At 71.5% G+C, this 14,779-nt stretch carries 14 protein-coding genes; 3 read left to right on the top strand and 11 right to left on the bottom strand.

Going from position 1 to position 14,779, the window contains the following annotated elements; genetic code table 11:
- Nucleotides 1-23 precede the first annotated feature (23 nt).
- Nucleotides 24-1,430, bottom strand: coding sequence for a hypothetical protein (locus AB0C33_RS02185; RefSeq protein WP_358282750.1), 1,407 nt, complete (start codon nucleotides 1,428-1,430; stop codon nucleotides 24-26).
- A 168-nt stretch (nucleotides 1,431-1,598) separates the two neighbouring features.
- On the opposite strand from AB0C33_RS02185, the gene AB0C33_RS02180 reads away from it, so the two are divergent.
- Nucleotides 1,599-2,231, top strand: coding sequence for a DUF305 domain-containing protein (locus AB0C33_RS02180; protein WP_358282748.1), 633 nt, complete (start codon nucleotides 1,599-1,601; stop codon nucleotides 2,229-2,231).
- A gap of 4 nt (nucleotides 2,232-2,235) precedes the next feature.
- Here the strand turns inward: AB0C33_RS02180 and AB0C33_RS02175 are convergent, their stop codons facing one another.
- Together AB0C33_RS02175 and ahcY are read right to left on the bottom strand one after the other, a co-directional pair.
- Nucleotides 2,236-3,471, bottom strand: a complete 1,236-nt coding sequence (locus AB0C33_RS02175; protein ID WP_358282746.1) for an adenosylhomocysteinase — start codon at nucleotides 3,469-3,471, stop codon at nucleotides 2,236-2,238.
- Between the two features lie 65 nt (nucleotides 3,472-3,536).
- A complete protein-coding gene (ahcY, locus tag AB0C33_RS02170) occupies nucleotides 3,537-4,964 on the bottom strand; it encodes an adenosylhomocysteinase (RefSeq protein WP_352349253.1) in 1,428 nt (475 codons plus the stop codon).
- A gap of 102 nt (nucleotides 4,965-5,066) precedes the next feature.
- On the opposite strand from ahcY, the gene AB0C33_RS02165 reads away from it, so the two are divergent.
- The gene (locus tag AB0C33_RS02165; protein ID WP_352323391.1) at nucleotides 5,067-5,402 is read left to right on the top strand and encodes a MerR family DNA-binding transcriptional regulator; all 336 of its coding nucleotides are present in this window, start codon (nucleotides 5,067-5,069) and stop codon (nucleotides 5,400-5,402) included.
- Nucleotides 5,403-5,464: 62 nt separating this feature from the next.
- Here the strand turns inward: AB0C33_RS02165 and AB0C33_RS02160 are convergent, their stop codons facing one another.
- From AB0C33_RS02160 to AB0C33_RS02140, 5 genes are read right to left on the bottom strand one after another with little or no spacing between them, the layout of a single operon-like run.
- Nucleotides 5,465-6,391, bottom strand: a complete 927-nt coding sequence (locus AB0C33_RS02160) for a cation diffusion facilitator family transporter (RefSeq protein WP_358282744.1) — start codon at nucleotides 6,389-6,391, stop codon at nucleotides 5,465-5,467.
- Between the two features lie 50 nt (nucleotides 6,392-6,441).
- A complete protein-coding gene (locus tag AB0C33_RS02155; RefSeq protein ID WP_358282742.1) occupies nucleotides 6,442-7,548 on the bottom strand; it encodes an SIS domain-containing protein in 1,107 nt (368 codons plus the stop codon).
- Nucleotides 7,545-7,712, bottom strand: a complete 168-nt coding sequence (locus tag AB0C33_RS02150) for a Trm112 family protein (protein ID WP_352323388.1) — start codon at nucleotides 7,710-7,712, stop codon at nucleotides 7,545-7,547. Before AB0C33_RS02150 ends, AB0C33_RS02155 begins: the two co-directional genes overlap by 4 nt.
- Nucleotides 7,709-9,058, bottom strand: a complete 1,350-nt coding sequence (locus AB0C33_RS02145) for a phosphomannomutase/phosphoglucomutase (RefSeq protein WP_358282740.1) — start codon at nucleotides 9,056-9,058, stop codon at nucleotides 7,709-7,711. The genes AB0C33_RS02150 and AB0C33_RS02145 overlap by 4 nt, the downstream gene beginning before the upstream one ends.
- A 42-nt stretch (nucleotides 9,059-9,100) precedes the next feature.
- The gene (locus tag AB0C33_RS02140) at nucleotides 9,101-9,469 is read right to left on the bottom strand and encodes a DUF3499 domain-containing protein (protein WP_352323386.1); all 369 of its coding nucleotides are present in this window, start codon (nucleotides 9,467-9,469) and stop codon (nucleotides 9,101-9,103) included.
- A gap of 415 nt (nucleotides 9,470-9,884) precedes the next feature.
- On the opposite strand from AB0C33_RS02140, the gene AB0C33_RS02135 reads away from it, so the two are divergent.
- Complete coding sequence (locus tag AB0C33_RS02135; protein WP_221762053.1) at nucleotides 9,885-10,244, top strand: metallopeptidase family protein; 360 nt, start codon at nucleotides 9,885-9,887, stop codon at nucleotides 10,242-10,244.
- 44 nt (nucleotides 10,245-10,288) lie between these two features.
- Here the strand turns inward: AB0C33_RS02135 and AB0C33_RS02130 are convergent, their stop codons facing one another.
- From AB0C33_RS02130 to AB0C33_RS02120, 3 genes are all read right to left on the bottom strand, one after another.
- Nucleotides 10,289-11,596: a DUF5719 family protein gene (locus AB0C33_RS02130; RefSeq protein WP_358282737.1), complete on the bottom strand. Its 1,308-nt coding sequence runs from the start codon at nucleotides 11,594-11,596 to the stop codon at nucleotides 10,289-10,291.
- Nucleotides 11,593-14,400 (bottom strand): glycosyltransferase family 2 protein, encoded by a 2,808-nt coding sequence (locus AB0C33_RS02125; RefSeq protein WP_358282735.1) that lies wholly within the window; start codon nucleotides 14,398-14,400, stop codon nucleotides 11,593-11,595. The genes AB0C33_RS02130 and AB0C33_RS02125 overlap by 4 nt, the downstream gene beginning before the upstream one ends.
- Before the next feature lie 104 nt (nucleotides 14,401-14,504).
- The gene (locus AB0C33_RS02120) at nucleotides 14,505-14,765 is read right to left on the bottom strand and encodes a WhiB family transcriptional regulator (protein ID WP_020546325.1); all 261 of its coding nucleotides are present in this window, start codon (nucleotides 14,763-14,765) and stop codon (nucleotides 14,505-14,507) included.
- Nucleotides 14,766-14,779: the final 14 nt, after the last annotated feature.

Raw genomic sequence — 14,779 nt, 5'->3', positions numbered from 1 at the left:
GCGGCGCGGGATCATGCAGCGGATCAGTTGCCGCCGGGGACGCCGCGCCCGTGCTCGGGGTACGAGCCCTGCGTCTGCGCGTTCAGCTGGCCCATCTTGACGCTGTTGGCCTGGTTCGTCCGCGGGTCGTTGAGCTTGAGCACGTCCAGGCCCAGGTTGAAGTCCGAGCCGTAGATGTAGCCGTTGTAGTAGTACGCCGACCAGAAGCCCCCGTCGAGCGGCGGAGCGGTCTCGTCCGGCCCGCGCTCGAAGTAGGCGATCTCCTGCGGGTGGGCGGAGTCGGTGAAGTCCACCACCGAGATGCCGCCCTGGTACCACGCCTGCACCATGACGTCGCGGCCCTTGACCGGGATCAGCGAGCCGTTGTGCGCGACGCAGTTCTCGGTGTCGGCCTGGTGTCGGGCGATCTTGAAGTAGCCCTTGAACACGAGCTGCCCGCCGACGATGTCGTAGTAGGCGTTGGCGCCCTTGTTCGGGCCGATGGCCGCGTTGCAGGTGGCCCGGCTGCCGCCGCCCAGCTCGTCGGTGAAGACGACCTTCGTGCCCTCGTTGTTGAACGTGGCCGAGTGCCAGAACGCGAAGTTCACGTCATCGCGCACCTTCGCGGTGACCTTGGGCTGCTCGGGGTCGGAGATGTCGAGCAGGACGCCCTCGCCCATGCAGGCGCCCGCGGCGATGCCCTTCTCGGGGTAGGCGGTGATGTCGTGGCAGCCGGTGGTGGCCGACTTGCCGTTCGGGTACGGCAGCGGCAGGCCGGGGTTGCCGCCGTCGGGGAACAGGTTCGGCGTCGCGATGACGGCTGCGGCGGCCGGGTTGTCCAGCGGGACCTTGATGATCGAGATCAGGTCGTGCGGCGGCTTGCAGTCCGGGTAGTTCGCGTTGGGGCCGTAGGAGGAGACGTAGATATAGACGTTCTTGCCGTCGCGGCCGGGCACCAGCGTGTTGGTGTGCGAGCCGCAGTTGGTCTCGACCGACTTGACGTACTTGGGGTTGGACTTGTCGCTCACGTCGAAGATGCGCATGCCCTCCCACGACTCCTTGACGGAGGCGCTCTGGGAGGTGCTGCTGCACGAGTCGTCGTTGCGCGAGGAGTCGACGGACCCGAACAGCAGGTTGCCGTAGACGGACATGTCCATCTGGCCGCCTGGGCACACGACCGAGCTCACCAGCGACGTCTTCTTCGGCTGCTTGATGTCGTAGATCGAGAAGCCGTAGTAGTTGCCGACGAAGGCGTAGTCGCCCTGGAAGGCCATGTCGGTGTGGATGTCGGACAGCGCCTGTGGCTTGGGCACGTTCGTGACGTGCGTGATGTTGGAGCTCATGACGATCTCGCCGGGAGCCGGGATGTCCGCAGCCTGGGCGGGCAGTGTGGCGCCCGTTGCCGCCACGAGGGCGGCGACCAGGATGAGGGCCCTGCGGGGGGTGAACACTCCGTGGTCCTCCTATAAAGGGGGCATAAATCTCCGTCATCGTCGCTCACGCCGCCAGGACCTGGCCAGTGTCCAATGTGTCAAATCTTGTTCCGTTTCAACCTCTTTCGCTGGAGCGGTATATGGCCTAGAGTCCGCATTCTCGTCCCGAGCCAGTCAGGAGGCCGAGTGCGCGGCGCGCTCATCGTCATCGCGGGCACGCTGATTGCCCTGTCCGGCTGCTCCTCCGGCGCGTCCTCCGCGCCGCGGGCCGACTCCACCGCGCCGGTGCTCGCCCCCGGCCGTCCGGGCGAGCAGGCCCGCACGCTGGCCCCGGGCGAGGCGGCCACCGCCGTCCCCGGGCCCACGGCCAACGCCGCCGACATCACGTACGTCCAGGACATGATCGTCCATCACCGGCAGGCCCTCGACATGGCGATCCTGGCTCCCACCAGGGCGGACTCCGTCAAGCTCAAGGGCCTGGCCGACCGGATCAAGACGGCCCAAGGCCCGGAGATCCAGTTCATGACCACCTGGCTCAAGGAGCAGGACCAGAAGGTGCCCGACCACCACGCGGCGCACGGCGACATGCCCGGCATGGCCACGCCCGAGCAGATGGCGGCGCTGAAGGCGGCCACGGGCAAGGGCTTCGACCGGCTGTTCCTGGAGCTGATGATCAAACACCATCTGGGCGCCCTTGAGATGTCCGACCGGGTCCTGACCGCGGGCTCGCACATCAAGATCGAGGAGCTGGCCACGGACGTCAGCGTCACCCAGACGGCCGAGATCCGCCGCATGCAGGAGATGCAGGCGGCCCTCTAGCTCCCTAGGAGCCGACCCGCCAGGAGTGGAGGTAGTCCTCCTGCTCCGGGGTCAGCGTGTCGATGCCGATGCCGGCGGCGGCCAGCTTGAGCTTGGCCACCTCGTGGTCGATCTCCTCCGGCACGTCGTACACGCCGGGCACCAGGCCCGCCCGCTGCCCCGCCAGCCAGGCCACGGCCAGCGCCTGCGCGGAGAACGACATGTCCATGACGGCCGCCGGATGGCCCTCGGCGGCGGTCAGGTTGACCAGGCGGCCCTCGGCCAGCAACAGCAGGCGGTTGCCGTCGGGCATGACGTACTCGTCCGTGTTCGGGCGCACCCCCCGGTGCACCTCGCGGGCCATCTCGTCGAGGGCCCGCACGTCGATCTCGACGTCGAAGTGGCCGGCGTTGGCCAGGATCGCGCCGTCCTTCATCACGGACAGGTGCTCGGCCCTGATGACGTCCCGGTTGCCCGTCACGGTGATGAACAGGTCGCCGATCATCGCCGCCTGGGCCATGGGACGCACCTCGTAGCCCTGCAGGGTGGCGTCGAGGGCCTTGACGGCGTCGATCTCGGTGACGACGACCCGCGCGCCGAGCCCCTTGGCCCGCTCGGCCACGCCGCGCCCGCAGAACCCGAACCCGGCCACCACGACCGTACGACCGGCGAGCATGGTGTTGGTGGCGCGCATGATCCCGTCGAGGGTGGACTGCCCGGTGCCGTACCGGTTGTCGAACATGCGCTTCGTACGGGTGTCGTTGACGGCCACGACCGGGAAGCGCAACGCCTGCTCGGCCGCCATCTGCCGCAGCCTGATGATGCCGGTCGTGGTCTCCTCGCACCCTCCGCTCACGCCTTCGAGCAGGTCGGTGCGCTCGGTGTGCAGGATGTTCACCAGGTCGCAGCCGTCGTCGAGCACGAGGTCGGGGCCGAGGTCGAGGGCCTGGTGGATGTGCAGGTAGTAGGTGGCGCGATCGACCCCGGCCCGCGCGTGCACGGCGATCCCGTACGCGCGCAGGGCCTCGGCCACGTCGTCCTGGGTGGACAGCGGGTTGGAGGCGGCCAGCGCGATCTCGGCGCCGCCCGCCTTCAGCGCGCCCATGAGCACGGCCGTCTCGGCGGTGACGTGGAGGCAGGCCGCGATCTTGAGCCCGTCGAGCGGGCGTTCGAGCGCGAACCGCTCGCCGATGGCGGTCAGCACCGGCATCGAGCGCGCGGCCCAGGAGATCTGCCGCTCGCCGCTTTCCCAGAGATCCATGCCCAGCCCCTCGCGAAAAAGCACGGCTCCGGGAGGGGGACCCCCTCCCGGAGCCGCCCAGCCGATCAGTAGCGGTAGTGGTCGGACTTGTACGGGCCCTCGACGTGCACGCCGATGTAGGCCGCCTGCTCCTTGGTCAGCTCGGTGAGCTTGACGCCGAGCGCGTCGAGGTGGAGGCGGGCGACCTTCTCGTCGAGGTGCTTGGGCAGCGTGTAGACGCCGATCGGGTATTCGGCCGTCTTGGTGAACAGCTCGATCTGCGCGATCACCTGGTTGGTGAAGGAGTTGGACATGACGAAGCTGGGGTGGCCGGTGGCGCAGCCCAGGTTCATCAGGCGTCCCTCGGCCAGCACGATGATCGAGTGGCCGTCGGCGAAGACCCACTCGTCGACCTGCGGCTTGATGTTGTTCTTCACGATGCCGGGCAGCTTGGCCAGGCCGGCCATGTCGATCTCGTTGTCGAAGTGGCCGATGTTGGACACGATCGCCTGGTGCTTCATCTGCGCCATGTGCTCGGCGGTGATGATGTTGAAGTTGCCGGTGGTGGTCACGAAGATGTCGGCGATGCCGACGACGTCCTCCAGCGTGGTGACCTGGAAGCCGTCCATGGCCGCCTGAAGGGCGCAGATCGGGTCGATCTCGGTGACGATGACCCGGGCGCCCTGGCCGCGCAGCGCGTCGGCGCAGCCCTTGCCGACGTCGCCGTAGCCGCAGACCACGGCCACCTTGCCGCCGATGAGCACGTCGGTGGCGCGGTTGAGGCCGTCGATGACGGAGTGGCGGCAGCCGTACTTGTTGTCGAACTTCGACTTGGTGACCGAGTCGTTGACGTTGATCGCCGGGAAGAGCAGCTGGCCGTTCTTGTGCATCTCGTAGAGACGGTGCACGCCGGTGGTGGTCTCCTCGGTCACGCCCTTGATGCTCTCGGCGATGCGCGTCCAGCGCTTGTCCTCGCCGACCGTGCGGGTGAGCAGGTCGATGATGACGTGCCACTCCTCCGGGTCGTCGGCGCCGGCGGGGGGCACGGCCCCGGCCTTCTCGTACTCGGCGCCCTTGTGCACGAGGAGCGTGGCGTCGCCGCCGTCGTCGAGGATCATGTTGGGGGCGTCACCGCCGGGCCAGGTGAGGGCCTGCTCGGTGCACCACCAGTACTCCTCCAGCGTCTCGCCCTTCCAGGCGAACACGGGGACGCCCTTGGGGTCTTCGACGGTGCCCTCGGGGCCGACGACGACCGCGGCGGCGGCGTGGTCCTGGGTGGAGAAGATGTTGCAGCTGACCCAGCGGACCTCGGCGCCGAGCGCGACCAGCGTCTCGATGAGCACGGCCGTCTGGATCGTCATGTGCAGCGAGCCCATGATCTTCGCGCCGCGGAGGGGCTGGGAGGCCGCGTATTCCTTGCGCATCGCCATGAGGCCGGGCATCTCGTGCTCGGCGAGCCGGATTTCCTTACGGCCGAAGTCGGCAAGTGAAAGGTCGGCGACCTTGAAGTCCATCGGGATTCCCCTCGCGTCACGATTGCTGTCGCGGACGAGTTTAGGCGGCGCTCGGGCAGCCCCGCATCTCCGAGACAGCGAAACTGACGTAAGAATGTAAGGATGCGCATCACGGAAGCGGCCAAGCGGCTCGGCATGTCCCCACGAATGCTCCGATACCGGGAGGCACTGGGCCTGCTGCCGCCGGTCCGTGAGCGGGGGGCGCACCGCAGATTCGGGCCCGAGGAGCTGGCCGCCGTGGCGCAGGGGGTGGAGCTGGAGAAACGCTTCGACGTCTCGCCCGCCGAGCTGGCGTTCGCGTTGCGCGTACTGAGCGAGCCGCAGGTGGCCGCGGCCGTGCGCGACCTGGGCGTGCGCATCGGCCGCATCCAGGTGCCGCGCCGGGCCCTGGACTTCGAGAAGGAGAAGGCCCTGAGGCTCCTGCGACCCCAGGGCTGAGCGTCATACGCCCCGCGGAGCGTCAGCCGGCCGTCGTGCGCGGCCGGCTTCCGGGACGAGCGTCAGCTCGTCGTCGTGCGCAGCCGGTCGAGGTCGGGCTCCAGGTAGATCACCCGCGCGATCGGCACCGCGTCGCGGATGCGCCGCTCGGCCTCGTCGATGCCGCGGGCCACCTCGCCGGCCGTGTCGTCGTGCTCGACCGCGATCTTGGCGGCCACCAGCAGCTCCTCGGGGCCGAGGTGCAGCGTGCGCATGTGGATGATCCTGGCCACCTCGGGCGCCCCCTCCAGCGCGGCCCGGATCTGCTCCTCGACCTCGGGCGAGGCGCCCTCCCCGAGCAGCAGCGACTTGGTCTCGACGGCCAGCACGACCGCGATGATCGCCAGCAGCACGCCGATCATGAGGGTGCCGATGCCGTCCCAGACGCCGTCGCCGGTGATGACGGCCATCGTCACGCCGAACAGCGCGAAGATCAGGCCGAGCAGCGCGCCCAGGTCCTCCAGCAGGATGACGGGCAGCTCGGGCGACTTCGAACGGCGGATGAAGGCGAACCACGACTGCTTGCCGCGCAGCGGGTTGGACTCCTTGATCGCCGTACGGAAGGAGAAGCCCTCGGCGATGATCGCGAAGATCAGCACCGCGAACGCCCAGATGGGCCTGTCGACTTCGGCCGGTTCGGAGATCTTGTGCCAGCCCTCGTAGAGGGAGAAGACCGCGCCGATCGTGAACAGCACGACGGCGACCACGAACGCGTAGAAGTAACGCTCGCGCCCGTAGCCGAAGGGGTGGGTCTTGTCGCTGGCCCGCTGGGCCCGTTTCCCGCCGATCAGCAGCAGGAGCTGGTTGCCCGAGTCGGCGACCGAGTGGATGCCCTCGGCCAGCATCGAGGACGACCCGGTGAAGAACGCCGCCACGAACTTCGACACCGCGATCGCCAGGTTGGCGCTCAGCGCCGCAATGATTGCCTTCGTGCCACCACTCGCGCTCACCGGACGTCTCCACTCATAAAGATCACCTAAAAAGACCCTGACATGGGATCCTATTGGGAAATCCTGGCCCGAAGCTCATTGATCGTGGCCACAGGCGTCGGATCGACGGCGTAGCCGAGGGCCAGGTAGGTGGCGGCGTAGTCGGCCAGGCCGACGAGCGTGGCCAGCCGTTCGAGCGGATGCACGCCCTCCGCGGTCAGCTCGGTGACCGGCACGTCACGGTCGTGCGCGAGCCGCAGCGACGCCTCGCGCTGCCGCGTGACCTGGGGATGTTCCTCGACGTCGCGCAGCATGACGAGCCTGAGCGTCGGCCCGGCCTCGTCGGCGAAGATGTCCCGCTCGGCCAGCGGCCCCTCCAGGGCCGCCACCTGGTTGTGGCCGGCCTCGGGCAGCTGACCGAAGACCGCGGGGTACTTGCCGGTCTCGTTGAGCTGGCAGGCCAGCCGGTACGCCGCCGCGCAGGCCACCGGCGAGGAACCCCAGATCATCGGAATGCTCTCGGCCAGGTCCGTGGCGAGCGACTTACCCGGATTGACGAAGGACTCGCTGGAGGGCCGGCAGCGGTTGGCGATGTCCTCCAGGATCGCGGCCACCCGCTCGAACACCTCGGGCCCGGCGGTGACCAGCCCGAGCGCGGACGCGGCCACGATCACCGGAACCGTCAGCAGCCACAGCCCCGACCTCGGCTGCCCCTCGACCCGCACCGGGACGTGGATCGCCGACGCCTGCACGGCCACGGCCTCCAGCGGCGAGCCCGGCGGGCACACGGCCAGCAGCCCGCACCCCCGCCGGACGGCCTGGACGGCGACGGAGACCGTCTCGTCGTCGTCGCCGGTGGCGGAGACGGCGATGACCAGGTCGGTCGCGCCGACCCAGCCCGGCAGCTGGTAGGACCGCAACGTCACGATCGGCGCCGGCACGCCGTTGCCGCACACCGCCGCGAGGATGTCTCCGGTCAGGCCCGCCGTGCCCATGCCCGCGACCACGACGGCCCGCGGGCGGCCCTGGGCGGACAGCCGGTCGACGCCGGCCTCGACCGCGGCACGGTGACCCGTGCGCACCTGGGCGGCCGAGGCCGCGACCGCGAGCAGCATGCCGCCCGGATCGGCCGCGGTGAGGTGTTGCTGGTCATCGAGCCGCCCGGGCTCCCAGGTCACGGCTTCCTTGCCTCATCGACCAGCAGGACGGGGATGTCGTCGCGCACGGGGTAGATCAGACCGCAGTCCGTGCAGACCAGCTCCTCGGTCTCGGCCTCGGCGCGCAGCGGCGCCTTGCAGGCCGGGCAGGCCAGGATCTCCAGCAGCCAGTCGTCGATCTTCACAGTGACACCCTTCCCACGATGGCGAGGACCTCGTCCTTGATCGCCTTCATCTTGCTCTCGTCGGCCGCCTCGGCGTTCAGCCTGAGGAGCGGCTCGGTGTTGGACGCGCGCAGGTTGAACCACCAGTCGGGGCCGGTGATCGTCAGGCCGTCGAGCTCGTCGACCTCGCCGCGGCCCGCGAAGGCCGCGCGGACGAGCGCCAGCGCCTCATCCTGGTCGGCGACCGCGCTGTTGAGCTCGCCGGAGGCGTGGTAACGCGAGTAGGCCGCCACCACCTGGGACAGCGGGCGCTCCTGCTCGCCGAGCGCGGCCAGCACGTGCATCGCGGCGAGCAGGCCCGAGTCGGCGAACCAGAAGTCGCGGAAGTAGTAGTGGGCGGAGTGCTCGCCGCCGAAGATCGCGCCGGTGCGGGCCATCTCCGCCTTGATGAAGGAGTGGCCGACGCGCGTGCGCACGGGCGTGCCGCCGTGCTCGCGGACGATCTCCGGCACGCCGAGCGAGGTGATCACGTTGTGGATGATCGTGCCGCCGGGGTCTTTGGCCAGCTCACGGGTGGCGACCAGGGCGGTGACGGCCGACGGCGAGACGGACGCGCCCCGCTCGTCGACCACCCAGCAGCGGTCGGCGTCGCCGTCGAAGGCGAGGCCCAGGTCGGCGCCGCTCTCGACGACGGCCCGCTGCACGTCGAGGAGGTTCTGCGGCTCCAGCGGGTTGGCCTCGTGGTTGGGGAAGCTGCCGTCGAGCTCGAAGTAGAGCGGGACCAGCTCCAGCGGCAGGCCCTCGAACACGGCCGGGACGGTGTGGCCGGCCATGCCGTTGCCGGCGTCGGCGACGACCTTGAGCGGCCGGATCGCCGACAGGTCGACGAGCCCGCGCAGGTGGGCGGCGTAGCCGGACAGCAGGTCCTTCTCGATCAGCGACCCGGTCGGGGTGGCGGGGGCGCCCAGCAGCTCGGCCGCGCGGTCGCGGATCTCGGCCAGCCCGGTCTCGCCGCCGATCGGCACCGCGCCGCCGCGGCACATCTTCATCCCGTTGTAGCGGGCCGGGTTGTGGCTGGCGGTGAACATCACGCCGGGCAGGCCCAGGCTGCCGCTGGCGTAGTAGAGCAGGTCGGTGGAGCCGAGCCCGGCGAACACGACGTCGGCGCCGCGCGAGCGGGCGCCCCTGACGAACGCCTCGGCCAGCGGCACGGAGGACTCTCGCATGTCATGGGCGACCACGACGGACGCGGCTGCGGTCACCTCGACGAACGCCGCACCCACGGCCTCGGCGATCGGCTCGTCGAGCTCGTCGGGAACCACCCCGCGAACGTCGTACGCTTTGAAGATCTTGGCGAGGTCGCCCACTCTCCAGCTCCGCCCCTAGGTCGTTTGTCGTGTGAAACGAGCCTACCGGTCGCGGTGCTGCTGGGCCGACCGAAGAACGCGCAGGTGGCCCCTGCGCCCGACCTCGACCCCTTGGCCGACCGGCTCGCCGCTGCCGGACGGGGTGGGCCTGGCGGCTTCCCTGACCGCGTTGGCCAGCGCCTCCAGGTCGTCTGAGCTGGGGGAGTTGCCGTCGGTGGGGAGCCGGACGACCTCCCAGCCGCGGGGAGCGGTCAGCCGCTCGGCGTGTTCGGCGCACAGGTCGTAACAGTGTGGCTCGGCGTACGTCGCCAGAGGGCCGAGAACTGCGGTCGAGTCGGCGTATACGTACGTGAGCGTGAAGACGGCAGGCTGGCTGCAAGCGGTGCGGGAACAGCGGCGGACGGGGCTCACGGAGGGACCGTATCTGGTAAGAGTGCGAGGCGCCACTATCTGAGCGCTCTTAACGAGCGTGTCGCCACAATTCGGACACCTGTCGCAGGCTTTCCACCCACATGCGCCGATGCGCGCGCCTGAGGGACAACCTTGCCCCCTCGCCGCTGACGCCACACCGGTCGCGCCGTACTTTCCTGATTTCCTTGATCGACGACCGAGGAAGGTGACCGGCCGGAACGGACAGCCGGGCGTGAGGGCGTCCGTTGGAAGCGCTCCTTCCCCCGCTCCCTGAGGGCGGCGACGCGGGCGGGGGTTCCGGGGGTTCGCGGGCACGTGCCCTTACACTTGGGCGGTGACTCCAAAGCGCGGTCCCAGACGGCGCGATCGCCACGGTCGTGGCCTGCGCGGCCCCCTCGCCCCCTCCCACGTCCCCATGGCCCGTTCCCGCAGCGAGCGCTTCGACGACCTCGTCCTCGACGCCGTCGACCGGCTGCGGCCCCGGTGGGACAAACAGCTGTCCGCCGTGGAGTTCGCGGTCGAGGAGGTGCCGCCGCTCAACGAGCTGGGCGACGGCCCGAGCATGGGCACCGAGCCGATCCCGTTCGGCCGGGCCGACGCGGCCAGCGGCCAGTCACCGGCCGCGGTGGTGATCTACCGCCGCCCGCTGGAGGCGCGCGCCCGCGACCGCGACACCCTGGGCGCGATGGTGCACGACACGGTGGTCGAGCAGGTCGCCACGCTGCTCGGCCTCGCCCCCGAGACCGTCGACCCGGGCTACGACGACCGCCGCTGACCCGTGGCTTCCCCGGGCTACGCCGTCCGCCGTCGATCCGTGGCTCAGCCGGGCAGCACCACGCGGGGGCTGTCGGTCAGCGCGGGCAGCACGGTCCACACGCGCGCGGGCGCGAGCGGCTGGGCGGTGACGAGCAGGCCGTCCTTCTCCCGCTCCTCGATGACCCGGCCGCCGTAGACCTGGCCCGACACGGGCGTGACGACCACGGCGAACCCGCCCTTGCCGCGCAGCCGCACCTCCTTGGTCCGCCCGGCGGGCACCGCCACGTCGTACGGCCTGCCCGCCGCGCCCTTCGCCGGCACCTCCTGCACCCTGACCTCGCCGGGCCCGTCCGGCGCGGTGAACAGCAGCCGCGTGCCCGGACCGTTGCCCGCGACCGCGCTGCCCAGGTCGAGCGGGGGCGTGCCCGCGGTGAACGCCACGTCCAGCCGCTGCCCGGTGCCGGTGGCGACCAGCCCGGCCACGATCGGCGCGGGCGCGGTGAGCACGAGCGCGGCCGCCTCGCCGCCGATCCCGGTGGTCACGTCCAGCGCGACCACGCTGCCGGCGGGCACGTCGACGCTCTCGCGGCCTCTCATCGCGTACGCGGCGTCCTCGCTGACCGCCTTGACCTGCACGGACACGTCGTTCTCGCCGGGGGCGGCGACCAGCAGTTCGCGCCGCCCGCCGCCGCCGGGGATGCCGGGCACCACCACGCGGGTGGCCGGGGGCGCGGCGAGCGGCAGCCAGTCCACGCCGCCGCCGCGCATCGACGCCCTGGCCGCGACCGCGAGCCGGCCGAAGACGGTGGTCACGCCGACGGCCATGACGTCGGCCGAGGGCGCGAGCGTCTTGAGGTCGATCTCCTTGTGCTCGCCGGGCGCGATCTCCAGGCCGCGGCCCGCGTCGCCGGAGACCAGGCCCTCGGCCGCGTACACCTCGACGTCGGCCTGGGCCGGGGCCTTGTCGGCGTTGGTGAGGTGCAGGATCACGTCGGCCGCCGCGGGGCCGGGGCCGGCCAGCCAGGCCGACTGCGCCGGCTCGGTGCAGCGCACCCCGGACAGCCCGCGGGCCGCGCCCGAGGTCACCCGGGTGGTGTATCCGGCTTCGAGCGCTCCCGGGCCGTTCGTCACGTACGGCTCGGCGTTCTTCATGACCTCGTGGGACAGGCGTCCGGGCAGGTAGACGTTCATCCGCGCGCCTTCGGCGCCGGGGCAGACGGCCGTCACCGACTCGACGGCGACCTTCCGCGGCCCCTCGCCCCTGGCCGGGAGGGGGGCCGGGCGGGTGACGAGGGCGACGCCGTACAGGGCGGACAGGGCCACCACCACCAGCACCAGCAGGCCGAACCTGTTCTCCACGAACGCCTTCATCGCACCCCCGCGGGCACGGGGACGGCCGCCTCGACGCCCTCGACCGCGCCGCTCCCCCGGCGTCCCGGCATGGCCAGGACCAGCACGACCAGGGCCAGGACGCCCTGGGCCCACAACCAGGGCGCGTGCAGGACGTCCGCCGGCTGGGCGGGCACGCGGGTGAACGGCTCGGTCAGCCGCCACAGGCCGCCCGCCTCCGACAGGCTCATGCGTTCCAGCGACGGCTGGGAGTCCAGCGACCTGGCCAGCGGCGGCGGCACCGGCGCGGCCACCGCCAGCATGGCGATCCCGTGCTGGGCCAGCGTCGCGGCGTCGGTTCCGCCCCGGCCGCCGACCAGGCCGCGCGCCGCGTCCGCCACCTTCGACCGTCCCTCGGACGCGACCGGCAGCTCGGCCTCGCCGATCAACGGGGTACGGCCGTGCAGCACGGTGAAGGCGTCCCCCTTGACGACCAGCGTGCGCTCGCCGTGCCGGGTGCTCCACGCGGCCAGCGCGGGCAGCACGCCGGGCGCGTGGCCGGTCAGCGGGCCGCGCACCCCGTACGCCACCCAATAGCCGGCGGCCAGGATCGGCGTGCTCACCGCCGCGGCCACCACCAGGGACGCGCCGATCCTGCGCAGCCCGCCGTCGGCCCGCAGCTCGGCCAGCCGGTGCGCGGTCAGGCCGACGAGCACCAGCAGCCCGGTCCCCGCGAACGCCAGCGGCACGCCGGGCCAGGCCCGCGCCCCTTCGACGCTGATCCGGCTGACCAGGACGGCCGCCAGCACACCGTACAACGTGACGCCCCAGCCGATCGCGACGATCAGCCGCTGGCGGCGCATGAGCAGCGCGGCCAGCGCCGTCACCACCAGCCCGGCCGTCACCCAGAACGGCGGCAGCCCCGGCCCTCCCGGGCTGAGCGCGAGCAGCGACTCCGGCGCGAGCCCCGCCGCCACCAGGGCGGGATCGTGCAGGCCCGCCTCCAGGAGGATCCGGCCCGGGTCCGTGACCAGCCCGGCCAGCCACGGGAGCAGCAGCGCGACGGGCACCGCGAGCGCGATCACCATGGAGGTCACCACGCCGCGCCGCACCCCGCCGTACGCGACGGCGGCCAGCACGCCGAGCACCGCGAAGAGCGGGTACACCAGCGGGACGAACGCCGTCCCCACGGCCAGCAGCAGCCCCAGCGCCCAGGCCGCGCGCCGCGCGCGGCGCCGTTCCCCGGACAGCAGCGTGGTGCCGAGCGCGGCGTACACCGGGACCAGCACGAACACCACCGCCGTGCCGAGCCGTCCGGACGCGATCGCGCCGGTCGCGACGGGCAGCAGCGCGTACGTGCCCGCCGCCCACGCCCGCGCGGGCACCGCCGGGATGACGTGCCGGGTCGCCAGGTACGCCGACGCCCCGGCCAGCGGCACCGAGCCGAGCAGCAGCACGGACACCGCCAGCCACGTCTTGCCGAGCGCGAGCGTCGAGGCCAGCGCCAGCAGCGCCACGTACGGCGGCGCCCAGTCGGTGGAGCCGAGCCCGATGTCGTGGAAGCCCTCGGTGTAGAACCGCCACAGATCACCCGCGCCGCCCGTGACCGGGACCAGCGCGCCGCCGCCCAGCCGGTCGCCGCCGAGCAACGACCGTTCGGCGGCCACCGAGATCACGGCCAGGGCGATCATGAGGACGACGCCGGGCCGCCGGAGGAAGCCCTTGACCGCGCCGGTGTCGGCGGGTGCGCCGTCCTCGTCGTCCTCCGGGGTGGAGTGGTGGTGGCGGCCAGCGGAGTCGACGGGGCCCGCGCCGGCGAGGAAGCTCTGCACCATGTCGGTCAGCCGCCGGTAGGCCGCCCCCGGCGGCGTCAGCAACCGCTTGATACGAATAAATCCCTTTTTACGGCCTTCGCGGCGGGCCCTGCGCGCCTTCAGCAGCCGGAAGGGATGCGCCAGGATCGACCCCAGCGCCACCATCTCGTCCAGCGCGTTCGCCGGCTGCTTGCCCACCAGGAACAGCAGCGTGCGCAGGGCCGACCCGGCCAGGTTCCGCAGCAGCGCCCACACCATCACGCGGAACGGCAGGTTCGCCATGACGACGAACATCGCGTTGCGCCGGTCGAGCCTGCGCGGATGGTCGCCGCTAACCGTGATCCGCCGCCGTCTGCGGGCCGCCGCCTCGGCGTGCCAGGCCACCGCCGAGGTGACGGCCAGCACCCGGTGCCCGGCGTTGCGCACCCGCCAGCACAGGTCGAGGTCGTCGCGGAAGAGCGGGAACAGCGGGTCGAGACCGCCGAGCCGCTCCCAGACGTCGCGGCGGACCAGCATGCCCGCCGTGGAGACCGAGAGCACCTCCCGGATGCCGTCGTGCTGCCCCTGGTCGAACTCGCGCGGCTCCAGCCCGGTGTCCCTGCGCCCGGTGAGGCCGACGGTCACGCCCAGTTCGAGCAGGCGCCTGCGGTCGAGCCAGTCGCGCAGCTTCGGGCCGAGCACCGCCGCCTTGGGATCCTGCTCGGCCGCCATGAGCAGGGCCTCCAGCGCCCGCCGGTCGGGGGCGCAGTCGTCGTGCAGCAGCCAGAGCCACTCGTCCTGGCCGCACGGCGGCAGCCGGTCCAGCACCTCCGCCACCGCGTCGCCGAAGGAGGCCGAGCGCGGGAGCGCGAGCACGTTGGACGCGCCGAGCGCCTGCGCGAGCAGGTCGGCCGAGCCGTCCCTGCTGCCGTTGTCGACCCCGGCGACGCGCTCCGGCCTGCGGCTCTGACCGGCCAGCGCGCGCAAGGTGTCCCCCAGCCAGCGGCCGCCGTCATGGGCGACGACGATCGCGGTGACGAGGGGGCGTGACATGGGCGGGCGACTCCAGCGTTGATCAGGCGCGCCCACCCTACAGGTGACATCACACGCGAAAAAGGGCCACGCGGGCTACCGCGTGACCCTTTCGCTCATATCCCCTAAACGGCCTGGCGCTTGATCCGTCTGCGCTCCCGCTCCGACAACCCACCCCAGATGCCGAAGCGCTCATCGTGTTCGAGCGCGTACTCCAAGCACTCGGCACGGACCTCGCACGATCGACAAACCTTCTTGGCTTCTCGGGTGGAGCCGCCTTTTTCCGGGAAGAACGCCTCCGGATCGGTCTGCGCGCACAACGCACGCTCCTGCCATCCGAGTTCTTCAGCGTCAAGCTGATCCTGTGCGATGACCGGATCGGTCACTGCACACCTCCCTG

It is taken from the genome of Nonomuraea sp. NPDC048881 (assembly GCF_040649795.1).
Taxonomy (GTDB): domain Bacteria; phylum Actinomycetota; class Actinomycetes; order Streptosporangiales; family Streptosporangiaceae; genus Nonomuraea.
Note: the sequence above shows the minus strand (reverse complement) of the source record. Positions and strands in the feature narration are given on the sequence as shown.